The organism is Curtobacterium sp. Curtsp22 (assembly GCF_059492135.1).
This window is the reverse complement of sequence record NZ_CP168519.1, coordinates 3,241,648-3,258,888: the sequence shown is the minus strand read 5'-3', so window position 1 is coordinate 3,258,888 and position 17,241 is coordinate 3,241,648. Positions and strand designations below refer to the sequence as shown.

Below are 17,241 nucleotides of genomic sequence, written 5' to 3'. Positions count from 1 at the left end.
GGCCTCCCCCTCGTGTGGATCACCGCTGCTGCGGTTCCCGGAGCGTCCCAGCCGAGGTCGGACGACAGCCGGGACTTCCCCGGGGAAGTCCGTCACGGCGGCTGGGAAGGTCCCGAGGCGGTACGGATCGTTACAGGAGGCCGTGCTCGTACGCGAAGATGACCGCGTGCACGCGGTCCCGCAGGCCGAGCTTCGCGAGGACCCGGCCGACGTGCGTCTTCACCGTCGACTCGCTCGTGTGCAGCGACGACGCGATCTCCTGGTTCGACAGTCCCCGCGCCATCGCGAGCAGCACGTCCCGTTCCCGGGGTGTGAGCGCGGCCGCGGGGTCCGGGCCGCCGTCCCCCGGATCCGGCAGCCGGGTGCCGAACAGGTCGAGCATCCGCTGCGTGACGCGGGGTGAGACGACCGCCTCACCCGAGGCCAGGGCACGGATCGCGTCGAGCAGCTGCGCGGAGCTGATGTCCTTGAGGAGGAACCCGCTCGCTCCCGCTCGCAACCCGCCGAACGCGTACTCGTCGAGGTCGAACGTCGTGAGCACGAGTACGCGGGTGTCGGGGAGCTGCTCGACGATCGCGGCGGTCGCGGTGACCCCGTCGACGCGGGGCATGCGGACGTCCATCAGCACGACGTCCGGGTGGTGGGCGCGTGCCAGCTGGACGCCGGCGGCACCGTCCTCGGCCTCCCCGACCACCTCGATGTCGGGCTGGGCGTCGAGCAGGAGCCGGAACCCCGTGCGGATGAGCTGCTGGTCGTCGACGATCGCGACGCGGATCACTCAGGCCTCCTTCCGGACCGGGATCGTCGCCCGGACCTCCCAGCCGTCCGCGGGGCGCGGACCGGCGTGGACGCTGCCGCCGAGGGCGTGCACGCGCTCGCGGATGCCCACGAGCCCACGCCCGGCACCGATCTGCGGTGCGGGGGCGGTCCGTCGAGCGTCGTCCGTCACGGTGACGACGACCTCGTCGGACGAAGTGGTCACGGTGGCGGTCACCGCGCGGGCACGGGGGGCGTACCGCACGACGTTCGTGAGGGCCTCCTGGACGATGCGGTAGACCGCGAGCTGCAGGGCGTCGTCGTCCGGCGGACCACCGGCGACCTCGAGCGTGACGGGGGTGCCGAGCGCGCGGAAGCCGTCGACGAGTTGCGGGAGGTCACGGACGGCCGGCTGCGGGGCGAGGGAGTCCGCAGCGTCGGCGCCGCCGCTGCCGGCACCCGGCTCGGACAGCACACCGAGCATGCGCCGCATGTCGGTCATCGCGCTCCGGCCGACGTCCGCGACGCCGCGCATCGCCGTCGCGGACGGGTCGTCGTCCGGCAGCCCCGCCGCGGCGCCCTCGGCCAGTCGGACCATGACCGTGACCGAGTGCGACACGATGTCGTGCATCTCGCGGGCGATCCGTGCGCGTTCGGCTGCCGCGGCGAGCCGGGCCTGCTGATCGCGCTCGCGGGCGAGCTGGCGTGCCCGGTCGATGAGCGCCTCGGTGTAGCGGCGGCGGTCCCCGGTCGTCGTGCCGATCAGCACCGCGATGACCAGGAAGGCCGGCAGCGCGGGTGCGAACACCTCGCCGAGTCCACCCGATCCCGGGGCCACGACCCACACCCGGACCGCGGTGGCCGCCGCACCGAGCACGGACGCGACGGCGATGCTCCACCACCCCGCTGCCCGCGACCACCACACGCACGCGGCGAAGGCGGCGAACAGCATCGGCGAGTACCCCGCCTCGGTCCACGCCATCGCGACGACGGACACGAGCCCGGCCACGACCGTGACCTGCGGCCGGGTCCGACGGAACGGGATGCCCGCGACCGCGATGCCGACGAGGACCAGCACCACGACCGTGTTCGTGACCGAGGAGTCCGCGCGCCAGACACCGCCGATCGCGAAGGCGACCTCGGGGCCGCCCCAGAACAGGATGAGCAGGACGTCCGCCGCACGCGGGTGTCCGGCCCACCAGCGCCGGATCCGTCCGGGTGCGACGGGCAGCGTGAGGTCCCCGGCGCCGTCGTGCACGGCGTCGGGGACGGGTTCGGTCATCGTCACGCGTCCCGCTTGTGCGCCAGGACGAGTGCCGTCGCCGACGCCGCGACCACCCAGGCCGCCAGCACCGCGAATCCGCTCCACCCTCCCAAGGCTAGGACGCCGTCGTGCCAGCCCGAGGTGTCCTCGGTGCCGAACTGCATGAGCGGCTGCCCGGCGTTCTGCGGGAGCAGGTTGTTCAGCGTGCCGAGCCACGTCGCGTTCGTGAACCCCTGCACGAGCTGGACCACCACCGGGGCCACCAGCATGAGCCCGAGCACGGTGGCGATCGCCCCCGCGGTGGAGCGCAGCACGATGCCCACGGCGAAGGCGAGCAGCGCGATGAGGGTCAGGTACACCGACGCACCGAGCAGCGGCATCGCGACGCTGGCGTCGAGCGAGGCCTCGACCCCGTTCGCGTCGGCGATCGGCAGCGTCGTGAACGCCGTCGCCCACACGCTGACGGCGCTCGTGACGAACACGGTCGCGGCGAGCACGATGCCCTTCGCGGCGAGCGCCTCCCACCGCCGGGGCACCGCCGAGAACGTCGACCGGATCATGCCCGTGCCGTACTCGCCGGTCACGACGAGGGCGCCGATGACGGCCACGACCAGGACGGCGATCGTCGCACCGCTGGTGCTGTACTGCACGAGCGCGTTCCGGGCGGCGTCCCCGGTGACGGTCCGGCCCCCGTCGTCCGCCAGCGAGGCGAGCAGGACGCCGATGCCGATCGGCACGAGGACGAGGACGAGCAGGCTCCAGATCGTGGAGCGGAGGGACCGCAGCTTGATCCACTCGGAGTGCAGCACACCCGAGAACCGGATGCGTGCGGCGTCGTGATGGTGCAGCGTGCGGGGCCGGTCGGTCGTCATCGTGGCGCTCATCGTGCGACCTCCGACCGGTACTCGACCTCGTCGTGCGTGAGTTCGAGGTACGCCTGCTCGAGGCTCGCCTCGGTGGAGGCCAGCCGGTGCAGGACGATCCCGGACGCAGCGGCCGCCTCGCCGATCTGTTCTGCGCCGCGTCCGCGCACGTGCAGTGCACCGTCGTCCTCGTACGTGACCGTGACGTCCGGACCGGCGATGGCGGTCATGAGCCGGTCGGGCTCCGGCGTCCGGACGGAGACGGAGCGCTCGGTCGAGGACGCGACGAGGTCGGCGAGGTCCGTGTCGGCGAGGACCCGGCCACGGCCCATCACGACGATGCGGTCCGCGGTCAGCGCCATCTCGCTCATCAGGTGGCTCGAGATGAAGACCGCACGGCCCTCGGCGGCGAGGCTCCGGGCGAGCTGCCGGACCCACACGACGCCCTCGGGGTCGAGGCCGTTGACCGGTTCGTCGAAGATGAGCGTCTGCGGGTCGCCGAGGAGCGCCGCGGCGATGCCGAGCCGCTGTCCCATGCCGAGGGAGAACCCGCCGACGCGCTGCTTCGCGACCCGCTCGAGACCGGTCGTGCCGATGACCTCCTCGACCCGGGCCTTCGGGATCCGGTGCGTCGCGGCGAGGGCGCGCAGGTGGTCGTAGGCGCTGCGGCCCTTGTGCACGGCCTTCGCCTCGAGCAGCGCCCCGACGCGGCGGAGCGGGTCGCGGAGCTCGCGGTACGGGCGCCCGTCGACCACGGCGCTGCCCGAGGTCGGGCTGTCGAGGCCCATCACGGCCCGCATGGTCGTGGACTTGCCGGCGCCGTTCGGGCCGAGGAAGCCGGTGACCACCCCGGGGCGGACGGTGAACGACACGTCGTCGACGGCGACCTTCTCGCCGTAGCGCTTCGTCAGGTTCTGGATCTCGATCATGCGGCAACGGTACGGAGACCGCACCCGCCCGCACATCGACACCGGAACCGATCTCCGGGCGCGCTGCGTGGTACCCCGGTACCACGCGGAGGGGCTCCGGATACGCTCGACGGATGGCGGACCACGGGTGGCGCGAGGACGTCCTCGGGGCGCCGTTCGAGCGCCTCGAGCTCCCGCTCGGCGAGGACCACGAGGGACCGGTGGTGGCGACGCTCGTCCGACGACGCCGATCCGCCGCGGACCTCCTGCTGCACGCACGCGGTCCGCTGCACGGCGTCGACGTGCTGTACGTGCACGGCTGGTCGGACTACTTCTTCCAGGTCGAGCTCGCGGAACGCGTCGAGCGGCTCGGCGCCCGGTTCCACGCCCTCGACCTGCGCAAGTACGGGCGGAGCCTGCGACCGCGGCAGACCCCGGGGAACGTCGACGACCTCGCCACCTACGACGAGGACATCGCCGCCGCGCTCGACGCCATCGCCGCGGAGCACCACGGCGAGACCGGTCGTCGGCTCGTGCCGATGGGCCACTCGACCGGCGGTCTGACCCTGTCGCTGTGGGCTGCCCGGCACGCCGACCGGGTCGACGGTCTCATCCTGAACAGCCCGTGGCTCGAGTTCCAGGCGAGCGCGGTCGGCCGTGCGATCGTGGCGCCGGTCATCAAGCTCGGCGCCCGTCGGAACCCGCTCGCGCCGATGCCCGCCGTCGACCCCGGCTTCTACACCCGCACGGTGTCCGCCGCGGGCGAGGGCTCGTGGACGTACGACCAGCAGTGGCGACCCGACCGGGGCTTCCCCCTGCCCCCGAACTGGCTCGCCGCGGTGTTCGACGGCCAGGCCACGGTCGAGGCCGGACTCGACCTCGAGGTGCCCGTGCTCGTCCTCCTCAGCGACAAGAGCATGCTGCAACCCCGGTGGGACGACGGGATGGCGCGGGCGGACGTCGCGCTCAACGTGGACGTCGTCGCGCACCGCGCCCTGTCCCTGGGCAGCGAGGTCACGGTCCGACGCCTGCACGGCGCCGTGCACGACGTCGTGCTCTCCGCCCCCGAGGTCCGCGAGCGCGCCTACGACGCGATCGGCCGCTGGGCCGCCTCGCTCCCCCGCTGAACACGACGCAGCTGAGCACGACGCCGCTACCCTGATCGCCATGTCCTCCGTCTCACTCGTCCGGCTCGACCCGACCGGCGCCGACCGCGCCGACCTGATCGCGTTCCTCACCGGCGAGGAGTTCCCGTTCCACGTCCGGCGCACCATCCCCCGCGCCGACGCCGAGGCCGCCGTCGACGCCGGTGCGTACCGCGACGACGAGCACGACACCTCTTGGTTGGAGCACGACGAGCTCGGCCGCGTCGGGATCGTCCGGCTCGAGGACCTGGCCGACCCCGTCCCGCTCTTCGACCTCCGGATCGCCGGTCGGTTCCGCGGGCAGGGCCTCGGCGTCCCGGCACTCCGCGCGACGACCGACCACGTGTTCCGCACCCTGCCCGAGGTCACGCGCTTCGAGGGGCAGACGCGCGAGGACAACGTCGCGATGCGGCGCGTGTTCGTCCGCGCCGGCTGGGTGAAGGAGGCGCACTACCGCGAGGGCTGGCCCGTCGAGGGCGGACGCCCCGTCGCCTCGGTCGGCTACGGCGTGCTCCGCCGCGACTGGGAGACGGGCACGACCACGCCGGTGCCGTGGGACGACGACGAGCGCTGACCGTCGCGGTTCACGATCCCCGGGATCGACGAACCGGAACGGTCACGCGGGACGGCTGAACAGGTTCACCAGCGTGCCGTCCGGGTCCCGGAGGATCGCGGACCGGTTGCCCCACGGCATCGTCGTCGGCGGCAGCACCACGTCGGCGGGACCCACCTGCAGGCGGTCGAACGTCGTGTCGACGTCCGCCACGAGGAACTCGACGATCGCGCTGCCCGCCGCACCCGCCCGGGGCGCGTCGGCGCCGAGCACCACGACCGTCGCCGGCGTCCCGAGCGCGAGCACGAGGCCGCCGGTCACGATCTCCGCGAAGACCGGAGCCGGACGTCGGGCGGTGGTGCCGGTGACGCGCTCGTAGAACGCCACCATCCCGTCCAGGTCGTCGGTGATGATGCGGATCGATGCGAACTCCACGGTGTGCCTTCCCGGGTGACCACCGTGGCCACCCGGGGTCGAGCATCCTCGCCGTCCGCGACACCGTCCTGTCGGTGTTTCTGCCGAAGCGCACGCAACTCGTCTTCCGTGCGTGCAGCTCGTCGCGGTTCGCGCGAGGGGGGGGGGACGGTCCTTCGTGCGCCCCAGGACCTCGTGGCGCGCGACGCGTCCGCATGACGCACCTTCATTTCGAAGAACCGCGGACCACCTATGTGAGACAGGAGCTCCCGAGGGCCACTGTGAGAAGACGCCCAAGCGACGCACCGACCTCGCTTGCGGCAAGCCACTCCCTGCTCTCGATGCCGCCGAGTCCGGCAGTCGACCGGCTATCGAGACCGCCGCGACGCTCGATCAGGGCGCCGGACTTGCATCTCGCCATGGTTTCATCTGAGAGTGCCCGCCTCGAACATCCTGAGCCTCGTAGTCGGAGTGTTCTTCCTCATCTACGGCATCACAATCGTGATATTCCGCGTCCCGTTCACGCGATTCGCGAAGAAGATGGAGGCAACACTGTACGGAGCGTTGGGGCGTCGTGTCGCCGAGCGCTTCACGCCCGGCTTCATCGTCACTATCGGGTGCTTTTTCGTGCTGTTCGGTGGCGGCGGCCTCGTGAGTCTGGCGCTTGGATACCCGATGTTCCCCGTCTGATCGCGACGCAACCGTTGCATGAGAGCCGCCGCGAGGGCACCAACTTTCGTATCAGTCACCGATCGATCAACGGACGCGTTGGTTCTGCTGCGCACGGCGCTCCCGTTCCTGCTGTCGGGCGATGCGCGGCCCCAGCGCGATCAGAAACGTTCCGGCGACAGCGGCGGCGACAGTCGTAGCCAGCAGCGGTGGCCACGGCATGAAGTCCGTGGCTGCTGCCAGGACCGTCAGCACGATCAGGGCCGCCGTGAGCGGGCCGATGGTCCACGCCATCCAGATCCGGTACCGACGCATCATTGCCCCATAGTGCTCTGGTTTCTCGGAGACGGATCGGCCAGCGGACACTCGTGCCGGATAGCATCTCGCCGTGGGATCGATAAGACCTCTGCCTCGGGCGCTCGCTTGGTTGGTCACCATCGCTGCCACACTGATGCTTGCCCTGGCGCTCGAGAGCTTGGCCCTCAACACTGCTCGGATCGGCTCGTGGCTGCCGCTGATCGTGTTCATGCCTTGGGCTCTGTACCTCGGTGTGTGGAGTCTGCGCAATCAGGGCAAGCGCTGATGCCCTCCTCCGTTGGAGATCCGCCAATGAGGCAGCTCGGACCTGCCAAGCACCGAATGACGTAGGTTGCGGTCATGGCGAAGTTTTGGGTGTTCCTTCTTTGCGGACTGGCGCTTCTGCTCGCCGGCGTAGCGCAACTCGTCGCTAACGGCTCGGGTCACGCCGTGTTCGGAGTTCCGCTCGTGGTCATCGGCGTGCTCTGTGTAATCGCTTCCCTCGTGTCCCGCTTTCGAACGACCCGATGAGAGCCGGCCGACGATGCAACCCGTACACGTTCTGGCCTCAGTAACCAGCCTCGATAGCCGATCGGCTAACGAGACAGCGCGATGAAGAGCGCGATGGTGCGGTCTGCCGGGTCGTGCCGTACGGCGCCCGCCGACTACGTACCGGTGAGGGCTTTGAGAAGGACGTAGCTGACCGCGGTGAGCACGAGGAGACCGCCGAGGCCGGCGACCGGGTACAGGACGCCGCTCCTGCGGGTGTGGCTGCGGATGCCGATGGCTCCGCAGGTGATGACTGCTGCAAACCCTCCGAAGAGGGTGAGCCCCATGCTGCTGTACCACCCGACGTCTCCACCGTTGCAGCCGTCATCGCGTGGCCCGCAGATGGCGTACGAGGTCATGGCCTGGTCGAGGATGAACCCGACGCAGAAGATGGCGGCCAGCAGACCGACGACGATGACGACCCAGATGAGGACGAGGTTCCAGTCGGCGGCGCCGTTGCTGAGCGACGCGCGTCGGATGCGGTCTGTCAACGGCGGTCCCTTCGTCTACGCGCGCATTGCTGTAACCCTATCGACCAGATGGCGTCCGAAGACGGATCGGCTACCTGACGGCGGCGGCGTCAGACGTGCACTGGGTCAGTCCACGGGGACCGGACGACGTGAGATCCACACGATGAAACCAACGATGAGGAGCGCGTCGAGAGCGAGAGGGAAATAGCCCCATCCGTACCCGAAACCGGCTTCGAGAGATCCGATTCCGAGGATGACGGTGACCACTGCGAACAACACCAGAAAGACGGGCAGGATCAGGCTCAGGCGAGGTTGAGCATTGAGGCCGAGTTGCGCGTCCCGAACCCATCGCTTGTTCCGAGCGCGCCACACAATTCCTGCGGCGGTGAGCACGAGGACGGCCGCACTCAGGAACGGGAACAGAGCGTCTCGCACGTCACAAGGCTACAAGCGCGTTGGTCGACATCCATCTCGTTAGCCGATCGCTAACCGGATGCCGCGAGTTGCTCGTGTGTCAACGCGGCCTGGTCACCGATCAGGTGGCCGGCACCGGTTCGGAGCTCGACGACGGCCGCCGGGAAGAGGTTTCGGATCCGGTCGGCAGCAGCTCGAGCATCGAGCATCCTGTCGAGTTCCCCGTAGGCAGCGCTGACCCGTGCGCGGATCTGCTGCAGGTCAGCGCTGTCGTGCTCAGGGAGCGGGTCGGTGCGGGGCCTGAAGTGCTCGAACGTCCGGAGCGAGAAGGCATCGAGGTCTCGGTTCATCGGCGTGCGCTCCGACGGAGCGGCGTGGGGACCGGTGAGGTACGAAAGCGCAGATCGACGCCCCCGTTCGCCGAGCACCGTCAGGGCGCCGGCGAGGACGAGCGGAAGCACCCGACGGGGTCCGAGCCCGCTCGCGGATTGGAGCACGAGATGAGCCACCAGCTCAGGGTTGCGTGCTGCGAGCGCGGTCGCGATCCATCCGCCGATCGAGACTCCCACGACGGCAGCGGGACGATCGGCCACCGCGCGGACGACCTGGGCGGACCAGTCCGCCTGTTCTGCTGCCCGGAACGGGACACGGGTTGCTGTGCTCGGGCCAGGCTCCCCGGGGAGGTTGACGGCGTGGACGCGGTACTCGTCGGACAGGCGTCGGATCGTGGGCGCCCAGGAGAGTGCTGTTGCTCCGGAACCGTGCAGCAGAACGACGGGGTGGCCGTCACTCGGACCGGCACTGAGCACGGCAACAGGCCCAATCGTGGTCGCGATCGTTTGCCGGCCGACGTGGGGCAAGTGCTCGTCGACGAGGGCGTCGTACATCCGCGTGAGTTCGGCGGCACCGTCAGCGCTGCGGAACCGGCGATCCTCAGTCACGGGTTGCCTCCATCGCATTGCTGATGAACGTCAGGACGTCCAGCGCACCGGCGAGCTCTCCTGTCGCCACGACCTGGAGCGCACCATCCTTCGGTATGCGTGCGACCTGCAACGCGACCCCCGAGGTCCCGCCCACGACGTTCAACAACGTGAACACCCGTTCCTCCTGCCGGCTGTCTGCGGCCTCGATGCGAACCACCACCGTCGCCGAGACCTCGGCTTCACCGCCCGGCTGACTCGTCGACGGTGCAGCGGCGGACGACCCCTGCCTGCCGATCAGTTGGAGGTCCTCGACCCGGATCCGGTACTGCTTACCGATCCGCGTCGCCTGCAACCGCCCCGTCCGGATGTAGTCACGGATGGTCCGCGGGCGGAGCTTCAGACGTTCCGCCACATCTTCGACACTCAGCATCTCGCTCACGGCCCTATACTGACACAAACAACCATGAACGCACATACTGACCTACGACAGCGCGGCCTCGACGCCGCATCGCCCTCCGTTCGACTGCAAGCCGTGCTCGCTATCGGCACGGCAGCAGACCCGGTCGACCTCGACGCCCTCATCGTCCGGTGCGCGGTCGAGCCCGACTTCTTCGTCCGCGACATGCTCACGTGGGCGCTCACACGCCTCCCCGCACGCGCCGTGCTGCCGCGCCTCCTCGATGAGGTCGAACACGGCACCCCGCAGGCGCGGAGTCAGGCGTTGCACACGCTCTCGAAGATCGCCGACACGTCCACCCACCAGGTGGTGGTCGCATCCATCACCGACCCCGATGACGAGGTCGCGCGCGCCGCGTGGCGTGCCGCCGTCGCCACCGTGCCGGTCGGCGGAGCCCCAGCGTTGGGTGAGCTGCTTATCAGTCAGCTCGGGCGTGGAGACCGCGCCGTCCAGCTCAGTCTGAGCCAGGCGCTCGTCGCGCTCGGAGCAGACGTCATCACGCCCCTGCTCGAGTCACGCGCGGAGGAGCCACATGCCGCCGCGACCCTCAGGCTCCTCACGAATCCGGCTGCCGGCGGCCAGCTCGCGGTGGAGGCAGCGCGCCGCGAGGTCGCGAAGGGGAACACCCGGAACGCGAAGGGCTGAGGTGGCGTTTTGGACGGCCGCGCCGAAGGTCCCGGTAGCGTTCCTGCCGTGCTCGAGTTCCCCATCCTCACGGAACGATTCACCCTCAGCGTGCTCAGCCGGGCTGACCGAACGGCCTTCACGGCCTACCGCCGCGACCCCAACGTGGCACGGTTCCAGTCGTGGACACCGGGCTGGTCCGACGCCGACACCGACGCGCTCATCGCCGACCAGCCGACGAAGCTGCTCCCAGGCTCGGGCGACTGGCTCCAGATCGCAGTCCACCACCGAGATACCACATCACTCGTCGGCGACGCCGCCGTGCACGCCGTCGCGGATCAGCCAGACACGTACGAACTCGGCGTGACACTGGCACCCGAGTGGCAAGGTATCGGAGCGGGCCAGGAGTCACTCCGTCAGCTCATCGACGATCTGTTCCGCTTGCAGGAGGCTCACCGGATCATCGCGATGACGGATGCGCGCAACATCGCCGCGGCGCAACTCTTCAGGCGGCTCGGCCTGCGGCACGAGGGCCGCGCTGTGGATGCGGCTTGGTTCAAGGGTGAATGGACGAGCATCGACACCTGGGCGATGCTGCACGAGGAGCACGGCCGGCGAGCACTGCCTTCGACAAGGTAAACAACCGCAGGCGCAGATCCTCCGCCCAAGAACGCCGTCAACGTCCTTGACCGAACGGCCCCGGGTAGAACCACGACAGCAGCCGCAGCTCCAGGCCAACCGAACGCCAAGAGGAGCACCCCGGCCCCGTGCCAGCATGTTCATCCGCGGGACTCGCTTCGTGCCGAGCGTCCGGCTGCCGATCTGCTACCGGACGTTGCTACCGCAGCTCGCTTCCGAGGTCACCAAGGCTGACCGTGAGAATCTCCGTCAAGAGGCGGGCGTACGTGCCATTGGGATCGAGGTCCGGGTCGTAGACCGTGACCGAGGCGCCGACGGCGCGCGGTGCAAGGCCACGGAGCAGCTCGATCAGCTCCTCCGGCGTGCAACCACCAGGGTCCGGACTGTCGACCGCGGGCATCACCGACGGGTCGAGCACGTCGACGTCGACCTGCAACCAGTAGCCGGCAGCACCCGCTGTCGTCCGCAGGGCATCGACGACGGCAGCGGTGCCGCGACCGCGCCACTCCGAGGTCGGGACCACCGCACCGACCACGGTGCGGACCTCCGCGAGTTCGGCGTCGTCGTCACGGCAGCCGACGTGTGCAGTCCGTGCGGGCTCGAAGTACGGGCCGGCGCCGTCGATGTCGGACACGGCTGGCCAGTGGAGCCCGACAGCGGCGGCCAGGTCCTCCCCCGCGACGCTCGCGCACCCGTCGCTGTTGCCCGGGTGCCGGAAGTCGGTGTGTCCGTCCACGTGCACCAGCCCGACACCGCCACGTCGCTTCATCGCCAGGCCGGCCCCGAGGAGCACGCTGCAGTCTCCACCGATGACCAACGGCGCCGCCCCGGTGGCCAGGACCGCTTCGACACGGTCCGCGAGCCGCCGCGCGTGATCGACCATCGCGCCCTCGTTCCGCACGACACCCGGACTGCGGGTCGCGTCGTCGTCGACGTACCGGCCAGGGAGGACGACGCCGGCGTCGATGGCTCCCCGCTCGGTGAACCAGCGGAAGAGCCCGGCTTCTCGGAGCGCCTCAGGTGCTTTCGCCGCGCCGGGGACCGCACCGGGCTCGGGTGGCCGCAGGCCGAGGTTGGTCGGGGCCGAGACAAGCGCGATCACCCAACCGAGTCTGACAGAACGGCTCCGCGCCTCCTCCCGAAGCTAAGTGGATACGACGGCACACCGCGGCAAGAGGCGTCCGATTGGCGATCGTTGAGGGAGACGGATCGGGGCATCAGGCGGATGCCCGTCCCCGTCGACGCAGCGCGCGAAGAACGATGAACAGCAGCAGGAACCCGAGGGAACTGCTGATCAGGAAGCTGAGACCGACCCACACCGTGACGAACGTCCGATGTCCGAGCAGTGCGTCGAGCAGGAGACCAAGACCGACCGCGAATCCGGCGAGCAATGCAGCGGAGACCGGTTCGAGCCACGGCGGAGACAGCAACGATGCTCGGTCTACCGGGAGACCCTGATCCAGACGTACTCGTGCGGCTTGCTCTCGATCCCGGATGGCGACACCGATCGTTGGCCCCCACACGGCGATCGCGGCCTGGCTGCCCTCAGGGTTGAGCAGGATCAGGATTCCCATCGTCGCCACCACGCCGGCTAGCTACCACCAAGGGAAGACACGGCGCAGCGGGACTGCCCAGCGTCCGTCCCGCCCCGTGCCGTCGTTCCCCACAACAGAATGTTCACACGCGGCACCCACGCTGACGAGGGCAGAATCGAAGACGGACCACACCGTCCGATGGCCGATCGGGAGCCGGACGGGGCGATAGACTGTCAGCAACGAAACCTCCGCCGACCACGGCGGAGGTTTTCTTGTATGAGCACCCCAACGCCCCTGACCATCACCACCGCCGACGAACGACACCGCTCTCAGCTCGAACAGCTCTGGACCATGTTCCGGCACGAGATGTCCGCGTTCACCGGCATGCTCCCCGACGAGCGCGGCCGCTTCCGCCAAGAACGACTCGACGCCGGCCTTGTGGAGCCGGGCTGGTCGGCACACGTCTTCCACCTCGGACCGCACCCGGTCGGACTCGCGGTCCTCCGCGGGCTGGACGCAGAGGAGCACGTCATCAGCAGCTTCTTCATCGCGCACGGAGCACGACGCTCTCGCATCGGACGCGCCGCCGTGAGGGAACTGACCGCGGCGCACCCGGGAAGATGGGCCGTGGCCCACCAGGACCGCAACGAAGTAGCAGCGAAGTTCTGGCGCACGGTCGCGACCGAGAGCGACCCGACGTGCACGTTCGAGCACCGCGCCGTCCCGGGCCAGCCCCATCTTCCTGCCGACACCTGGGCCCGATTCGCTGTCAGATGACCGATCCTCTCCGGGCGCCTGGCCGCCTCAGGACCCTGGTGTCGGGTGCCGGCGGGGATTGATGAGATCGCCGTCCCAGCTCAGGTCGTCATCGTGGTGCACCTCGAAGGCCTCGAAGCGGTCGTCCGCGAGGATGCTGTCGACGAGTGCGCGGGAGCCAGCGACGATGGTCGAGTCCCAGTCTTCCTCCGACGCGACGACCCAGGCGCGATCCTCTGGCCAGATCATCGACGTGTACGGCCCCTCCTGGTTGGAGCGACTGCATTCCCACCCAGGCACGGTGCGGTGTGCCCACGTCGGCTCCGCAAGCTCGCCCAGGCTCGAACCGAACAACCACATGTCACGGCCCGGCCAGTGCAACTGCATGCGGTCGCGCGCGAGAGCGTTTCGACCCCCCTCTGCCCATGGCGGGTTGCCTGTGCCTTCCCACGATCCGACGACCAGGTCATCCGGGGTCGACGTCGCGGCGCGCAGGTGCGTCGTCAGGACCGCGAGATCCTCCGGGTCGAACCACCCGTCATCGGACTGGCCGACACTCCACCCGTCCGCCCAGCTCCTGGTCTGCTCTTCGTCAGTGATGCGCCACCACTGCACCAGGGGATGCATCACCCGGCCATTGCGACGCGCGACCTCAGCCCACCGCCAACGCGCGTGCTCAACATCGACGGGATCACCCCACTCATCCACCGTGTCCGGATCGGTCCGGTCTGCATCCACCGGGTGCAGCAGCCTCGCGTACGCCTCGAAGCCCGTGCCAGCGACACCTCCGACGGTCGCCCAGCGGCCGGCGCGCTCGACGATCCACGCACCGCATCCGGCTTCGGTCAGCAAGATCACCCCGTCAGCATGGCACCGGAGTCGGCCCGCTCACCGTTTCCGCGGATCGGTCCGTCAGTCCCCGAGGACGGGTCGGAGCACCCCGTGCGGGATGTCGAGCTCATCGGTCTGGACGACCCGCGGCGGCGCGACCTCGTCCGTCTCCTCGACGGCCAGCACCCGGTCGCCGCGGAACGCCCGGACCCCGTCGCGCAGCCGGCACCAGGCGACGAGGTACCAGTCCTCCCCCTTGCCGACGTACCCGAGCGGCTCGACCGTGCGGTCGGTCTCGGTGGCGGTCGCGTCCCGGTACCGCATCCGCACCACGCGTCCGCCGGTGAGCGCCCCCGCGAGAGCGACGGGTGCCGGGGCCAGGTCCCCCGCCTCGAGCAGGAGCACCCGTGCCGCGAGTCGGGCCGTCCGTCGGGCGTCGTCCTCGGCGAGCACCGCGGTGACCTTGCGCGCCGCGCTCCTGGCGGCGTCGCGGAAGGGGCTCGCGCCGAGGGTCCCGAGGCCGATCGCCACGGCGAGCGCCTCGTCCACCGTGAGCCCGAGGGGCGGGAGCGTCGCGCGAGCGTCGATGGTGTACCCGCCGGTGCGTCCGGGCTCGGACCAGATCGGGAGGCCGGCCTCCTGCAGCGCGCGCAGGTCCCGTTCGACGGTGCGGACACTCACCCGGAAGTGCTCGGCCAGGCGACGAGCGCTCCGTCGGCCGGGTGCCGCCGCGCGCAGCTCCTCGACGAGCGCGTACAGGCGATCGGTCCGGTTCACGACGCGACCCTAGCGCCCTGGACGCACCACGGGACGGGCCAGGAGGCGCGGTGCGGCCTGGCACCGCGCCTCCTGGACCGTCTCCGGTCGCGTCTCAGGAACGCGACAGGCGCGTCACCGTCGCGTGGGCACCGTCCGCGATCAGCCCGTCGAGGGCGTCGCGGTAGGCCGTGACGAACCGGTCGTCGTCCAGGAGGTCCCCGAAGACCTGGCGGTTCCGGATGAAGGCGAGCCGGTCGTCCCGCTGCGTGAGCGCGATGCGGTGCAGCGGCTCGGCCAGCCGGTCGACGATCTGGATCGGCTCGCCGGACTCGTCGGTGCCCTCGTCGTAGCGCGCCCACGAGGCCACGATGCCCGCGGACAGGGTGACGGGTCGGTCGGCGGCGAGGTTCTCGCGCACCACCGGCAGCAGCCACTTCGGGATGCGGTCGCTCGACTCGGCGCAGAGCCGGGCGAGGGTGTCGCGGACCTCGGGGTTCTGGAAGCGCTCGATGAGTGTGGACTTGTAGTCCTCGAGGTCGATGCCGGGCACCGGGTGCAGGGTCGGCGTGCCCTCCTCGTCCATGTACCGGCGCAGGAAGGTCGCGATCGCCGGGTCCTGCGTGGCCTCGTGCGCGTAGCGGTACCCGGAGAGGTACCCGAAGTAGCACAGGCCCTGGTGGCTCGCGTTCAACAGCCGCAACTTCATGAGCTCGTACGGCTCGACGTCGTCGACGATCTGGACGTCGGCCTGCTCGTACGGCGGGCGGCCCGCGGGGTGGTCGTCCTCGAGCACCCACTGGAAGAACGGTTCGGCGACGACGGGCCAGGCATCCTCGATGCCGAGCTCGTCACGGACCCAGGCGCGGTCCTCGTCGGCGGTGACCGGGGTGATCCGGTCGACCATCGAGTTCGGGAACGAGACGTGCTCGTCCATCCAGTCGGCGAACGCCGGGTCCTGCAGCCGGGCGTAGGCGGTGAACATCTCGCGGGCGACGTGCCCGTTCCCCTGGATGTTGTCGCAGGACATCACGGTGAAGGGCTCCAGCCCGCGGTCCCGCCGGCGCCGCAGGGCCTCGACGACGAGTCCGAACACGGTGTGCGGCGGGCCGTCGCCGCGCAGGTCGGCCGCGACGCCCGGCTCGTCGGCGACGAACTCGCCGGTGACGTGGTCGAAGTTGTAGCCACCCTCGGTGATGGTCAGGCTGACGATCCGGGTGTCCGGGTGCGCCATCTTCTCGACGACGGCGTCGGGGTCGTCGACGGCGAGCAGGTAGTCGACGATGCTGCCGATCACGCGGGACTCGCGGGTGCCGTCGGCGTGCTTGAGGACGAGCGTGTACAGCCCGCCCTGCTCGGCCATCGCCGTGGCCATCCGACGGTCCTGCTCGAGCACGCCGACGCCGCAGATGCCGTACTCGCGGGCCTCGCCCTGCTGGAGCAGCCGGTCGATCACCATCGCCTGGTGCGCCCGGTGGAAGCCGCCGACGCCGAAGTGCACGATGCCGGCGGTGATCCCGTCGCGGTCGTAGGTCGGGACGGCGACACCGCTCGCGGCGATCTCGTCGAGGTGCTGCGGGGACAGACGGACGGGCATCGGGTACTCCTTCGTACGGCGGACGTGCTCGCCCAGTCAACCACGTGCACATCTGTTCAGAACCACGGTTCCCGCCGGGGTACGTACCTGAAGATGCTCTCCACGTCGTTGCACCGAGTGCATCGATGCACCTAGTGTCGTGGCCGTGACCCTGTCGATCGACCGCCGTGCTGCCCTCAAGGCGAAGCACCGTGCGGCGATCCTGCAGGCCGCCCGCGACCTCGTCGAGGAGCGCGGGGGCCGCGGGTTCAGCGTCGAGGACCTCGCCTCACGGGCCGACATCGCCCGCCGGACGGTGTTCAACCACTTCGGGTCCCTCGACGAGGTCCTGCTGGCCGTCTGCGAGCAGGAGCTCTCGGTCATCATCGACCGCTTCCTCGCCGACATGGCGAAGACCCCGGTCGGCGACGGCAGCCGGTCGTCGATGTTCGACGAGCTCGAGTCCGCCGCCCGCGGTGCCGACCTGGCGCCCGCGATCGCCGGGATGTACCGGATCCTCGGCGACCCCGGCAAGGACGACCCCAAGGCCGCGGTGCTCACCCAGACCGCCTTCGCACGGGTCACCGAACGGCTCCGTGACGAGGTCGCCCGACGCCACCCGGCCGCCGACGCCCTCGACGCCGCACTCCTCGTCGAGTCCCTGATGAGCGGGATCGTCGTGATCGCCGAGCACTGGCTCACGACGACCGGACCCCGCCTCGACCAGGACGCGCTCGACGACTGGGACGCCCTGCTCGCACGACTCGTGCACAGCGTCCGCAGCGGCTACATGGCCGACGACTGACACTTCCCTCCCAGGGGTCCACCGGCGCACCCCGCTC

General features: G+C 70.1%; 22 protein-coding genes. 7 read left to right on the top strand and 15 right to left on the bottom strand.

The window, feature by feature from the left end; all coding sequences use genetic code 11:
- Nucleotides 1-130: 130 nt before the first annotated feature.
- Genes ACEN8D_RS15820 through ACEN8D_RS15805 form a run of 4 tightly spaced genes read right to left on the bottom strand, consistent with a single transcriptional unit; the run spans nt 131 to nt 3,812 of the window.
- Entirely contained in the window at nt 131-778 is a 648-nt protein-coding gene (locus ACEN8D_RS15820) for a response regulator (RefSeq protein ID WP_413399544.1), read from the bottom strand.
- Nucleotides 779-2,038 carry a sensor histidine kinase gene (locus ACEN8D_RS15815; protein ID WP_413461608.1) on the bottom strand — a complete coding sequence of 420 codons (1,260 nt, stop codon included), beginning with the start codon at nt 2,036-2,038 and terminating at the stop codon, nt 779-781. It abuts the gene before it with no gap.
- Nucleotides 2,039-2,040: 2 nt separating this feature from the next.
- On the bottom strand, nt 2,041-2,904 hold the full coding sequence (locus ACEN8D_RS15810) for an ABC transporter permease subunit (RefSeq protein ID WP_413461609.1): 864 nt from the start codon (nt 2,902-2,904) through the stop codon (nt 2,041-2,043).
- Nucleotides 2,901-3,812, bottom strand: coding sequence for an ABC transporter ATP-binding protein (locus ACEN8D_RS15805; protein ID WP_413399730.1), 912 nt, complete (start codon nt 3,810-3,812; stop codon nt 2,901-2,903). Before ACEN8D_RS15805 ends, ACEN8D_RS15810 begins: the two co-directional genes overlap by 4 nt.
- Before the next feature lie 113 nt (nt 3,813-3,925).
- Between ACEN8D_RS15805 and ACEN8D_RS15800 the strand changes: the two genes are divergently transcribed.
- Complete coding sequence (locus ACEN8D_RS15800) at nt 3,926-4,918, top strand: alpha/beta hydrolase (RefSeq protein ID WP_413399731.1); 993 nt, start codon at nt 3,926-3,928, stop codon at nt 4,916-4,918.
- Between the two features lie 40 nt (nt 4,919-4,958).
- Nucleotides 4,959-5,510: a GNAT family N-acetyltransferase gene (locus ACEN8D_RS15795; protein WP_229086039.1), complete on the top strand. Its 552-nt coding sequence runs from the start codon at nt 4,959-4,961 to the stop codon at nt 5,508-5,510.
- Between the two features lie 42 nt (nt 5,511-5,552).
- On the opposite strand, the gene ACEN8D_RS15790 is transcribed toward ACEN8D_RS15795, so the two are convergent.
- The gene (locus tag ACEN8D_RS15790) at nt 5,553-5,924 is read right to left on the bottom strand and encodes a VOC family protein (RefSeq protein ID WP_413399732.1); all 372 of its coding nucleotides are present in this window, start codon (nt 5,922-5,924) and stop codon (nt 5,553-5,555) included.
- Between the two features lie 414 nt (nt 5,925-6,338).
- Between ACEN8D_RS15790 and ACEN8D_RS15785 the strand changes: the two genes are divergently transcribed.
- On the top strand, nt 6,339-6,593 hold the full coding sequence (locus ACEN8D_RS15785; protein ID WP_413398058.1) for a hypothetical protein: 255 nt from the start codon (nt 6,339-6,341) through the stop codon (nt 6,591-6,593).
- Between the two features lie 66 nt (nt 6,594-6,659).
- Here the strand turns inward: ACEN8D_RS15785 and ACEN8D_RS15780 are convergent, their stop codons facing one another.
- The 5 genes from ACEN8D_RS15780 to ACEN8D_RS15760 all read right to left on the bottom strand — a co-directional run bounded on the left by ACEN8D_RS15780 (nt 6,660) and on the right by ACEN8D_RS15760 (nt 9,655).
- Entirely contained in the window at nt 6,660-6,866 is a 207-nt protein-coding gene (locus tag ACEN8D_RS15780; RefSeq protein WP_413398059.1) for a hypothetical protein, read from the bottom strand.
- Between the two features lie 668 nt (nt 6,867-7,534).
- Nucleotides 7,535-7,909, bottom strand: a complete 375-nt coding sequence (locus tag ACEN8D_RS15775; RefSeq protein ID WP_413398060.1) for a hypothetical protein — start codon at nt 7,907-7,909, stop codon at nt 7,535-7,537.
- A gap of 105 nt (nt 7,910-8,014) precedes the next feature.
- Nucleotides 8,015-8,323 carry a hypothetical protein gene (locus ACEN8D_RS15770; protein WP_413398061.1) on the bottom strand — a complete coding sequence of 103 codons (309 nt, stop codon included), beginning with the start codon at nt 8,321-8,323 and terminating at the stop codon, nt 8,015-8,017.
- A 50-nt stretch (nt 8,324-8,373) separates the two neighbouring features.
- Nucleotides 8,374-9,243, bottom strand: coding sequence for an alpha/beta fold hydrolase (locus ACEN8D_RS15765; protein ID WP_309886224.1), 870 nt, complete (start codon nt 9,241-9,243; stop codon nt 8,374-8,376).
- A complete protein-coding gene (locus ACEN8D_RS15760; protein ID WP_413398079.1) occupies nt 9,236-9,655 on the bottom strand; it encodes a helix-turn-helix domain-containing protein in 420 nt (139 codons plus the stop codon). The genes ACEN8D_RS15765 and ACEN8D_RS15760 overlap by 8 nt, the downstream gene beginning before the upstream one ends.
- Nucleotides 9,656-9,757: 102 nt before the next feature.
- On the opposite strand from ACEN8D_RS15760, the gene ACEN8D_RS15755 reads away from it, so the two are divergent.
- Both ACEN8D_RS15755 and ACEN8D_RS15750 read left to right on the top strand, forming a co-directional pair.
- Nucleotides 9,758-10,327, top strand: coding sequence for a HEAT repeat domain-containing protein (locus tag ACEN8D_RS15755; protein ID WP_413398062.1), 570 nt, complete (start codon nt 9,758-9,760; stop codon nt 10,325-10,327).
- A 48-nt stretch (nt 10,328-10,375) separates the two neighbouring features.
- A complete protein-coding gene (locus tag ACEN8D_RS15750) occupies nt 10,376-10,945 on the top strand; it encodes a GNAT family N-acetyltransferase (protein ID WP_413398063.1) in 570 nt (189 codons plus the stop codon).
- A 199-nt stretch (nt 10,946-11,144) separates the two neighbouring features.
- Here the strand turns inward: ACEN8D_RS15750 and ACEN8D_RS15745 are convergent, their stop codons facing one another.
- Together ACEN8D_RS15745 and ACEN8D_RS15740 are read right to left on the bottom strand one after the other, a co-directional pair.
- Nucleotides 11,145-12,047, bottom strand: coding sequence for an arginase family protein (locus tag ACEN8D_RS15745; RefSeq protein WP_309780244.1), 903 nt, complete (start codon nt 12,045-12,047; stop codon nt 11,145-11,147).
- A 115-nt stretch (nt 12,048-12,162) separates the two neighbouring features.
- Nucleotides 12,163-12,531, bottom strand: coding sequence for a hypothetical protein (locus tag ACEN8D_RS15740; RefSeq protein WP_309886220.1), 369 nt, complete (start codon nt 12,529-12,531; stop codon nt 12,163-12,165).
- A 225-nt stretch (nt 12,532-12,756) separates the two neighbouring features.
- Here ACEN8D_RS15740 and ACEN8D_RS15735 point away from each other — a divergent pair, with 225 nt between their 5' ends.
- Nucleotides 12,757-13,257: a GNAT family N-acetyltransferase gene (locus ACEN8D_RS15735; RefSeq protein WP_413398064.1), complete on the top strand. Its 501-nt coding sequence runs from the start codon at nt 12,757-12,759 to the stop codon at nt 13,255-13,257.
- 27 nt (nt 13,258-13,284) lie between these two features.
- On the opposite strand, the gene ACEN8D_RS15730 is transcribed toward ACEN8D_RS15735, so the two are convergent.
- From ACEN8D_RS15730 to ACEN8D_RS15720, 3 genes are all read right to left on the bottom strand, one after another.
- Nucleotides 13,285-14,094, bottom strand: coding sequence for a hypothetical protein (locus tag ACEN8D_RS15730; protein WP_413398065.1), 810 nt, complete (start codon nt 14,092-14,094; stop codon nt 13,285-13,287).
- 54 nt (nt 14,095-14,148) lie between these two features.
- Entirely contained in the window at nt 14,149-14,844 is a 696-nt protein-coding gene (locus ACEN8D_RS15725) for a helix-turn-helix transcriptional regulator (protein WP_413398066.1), read from the bottom strand.
- A gap of 94 nt (nt 14,845-14,938) precedes the next feature.
- Nucleotides 14,939-16,420: a mannitol dehydrogenase family protein gene (locus ACEN8D_RS15720; RefSeq protein ID WP_413398067.1), complete on the bottom strand. Its 1,482-nt coding sequence runs from the start codon at nt 16,418-16,420 to the stop codon at nt 14,939-14,941.
- A 145-nt stretch (nt 16,421-16,565) separates the two neighbouring features.
- Between ACEN8D_RS15720 and ACEN8D_RS15715 the strand changes: the two genes are divergently transcribed.
- Nucleotides 16,566-17,204, top strand: coding sequence for a TetR/AcrR family transcriptional regulator (locus ACEN8D_RS15715; protein WP_139219791.1), 639 nt, complete (start codon nt 16,566-16,568; stop codon nt 17,202-17,204).
- Nucleotides 17,205-17,241 lie beyond the last annotated feature (37 nt).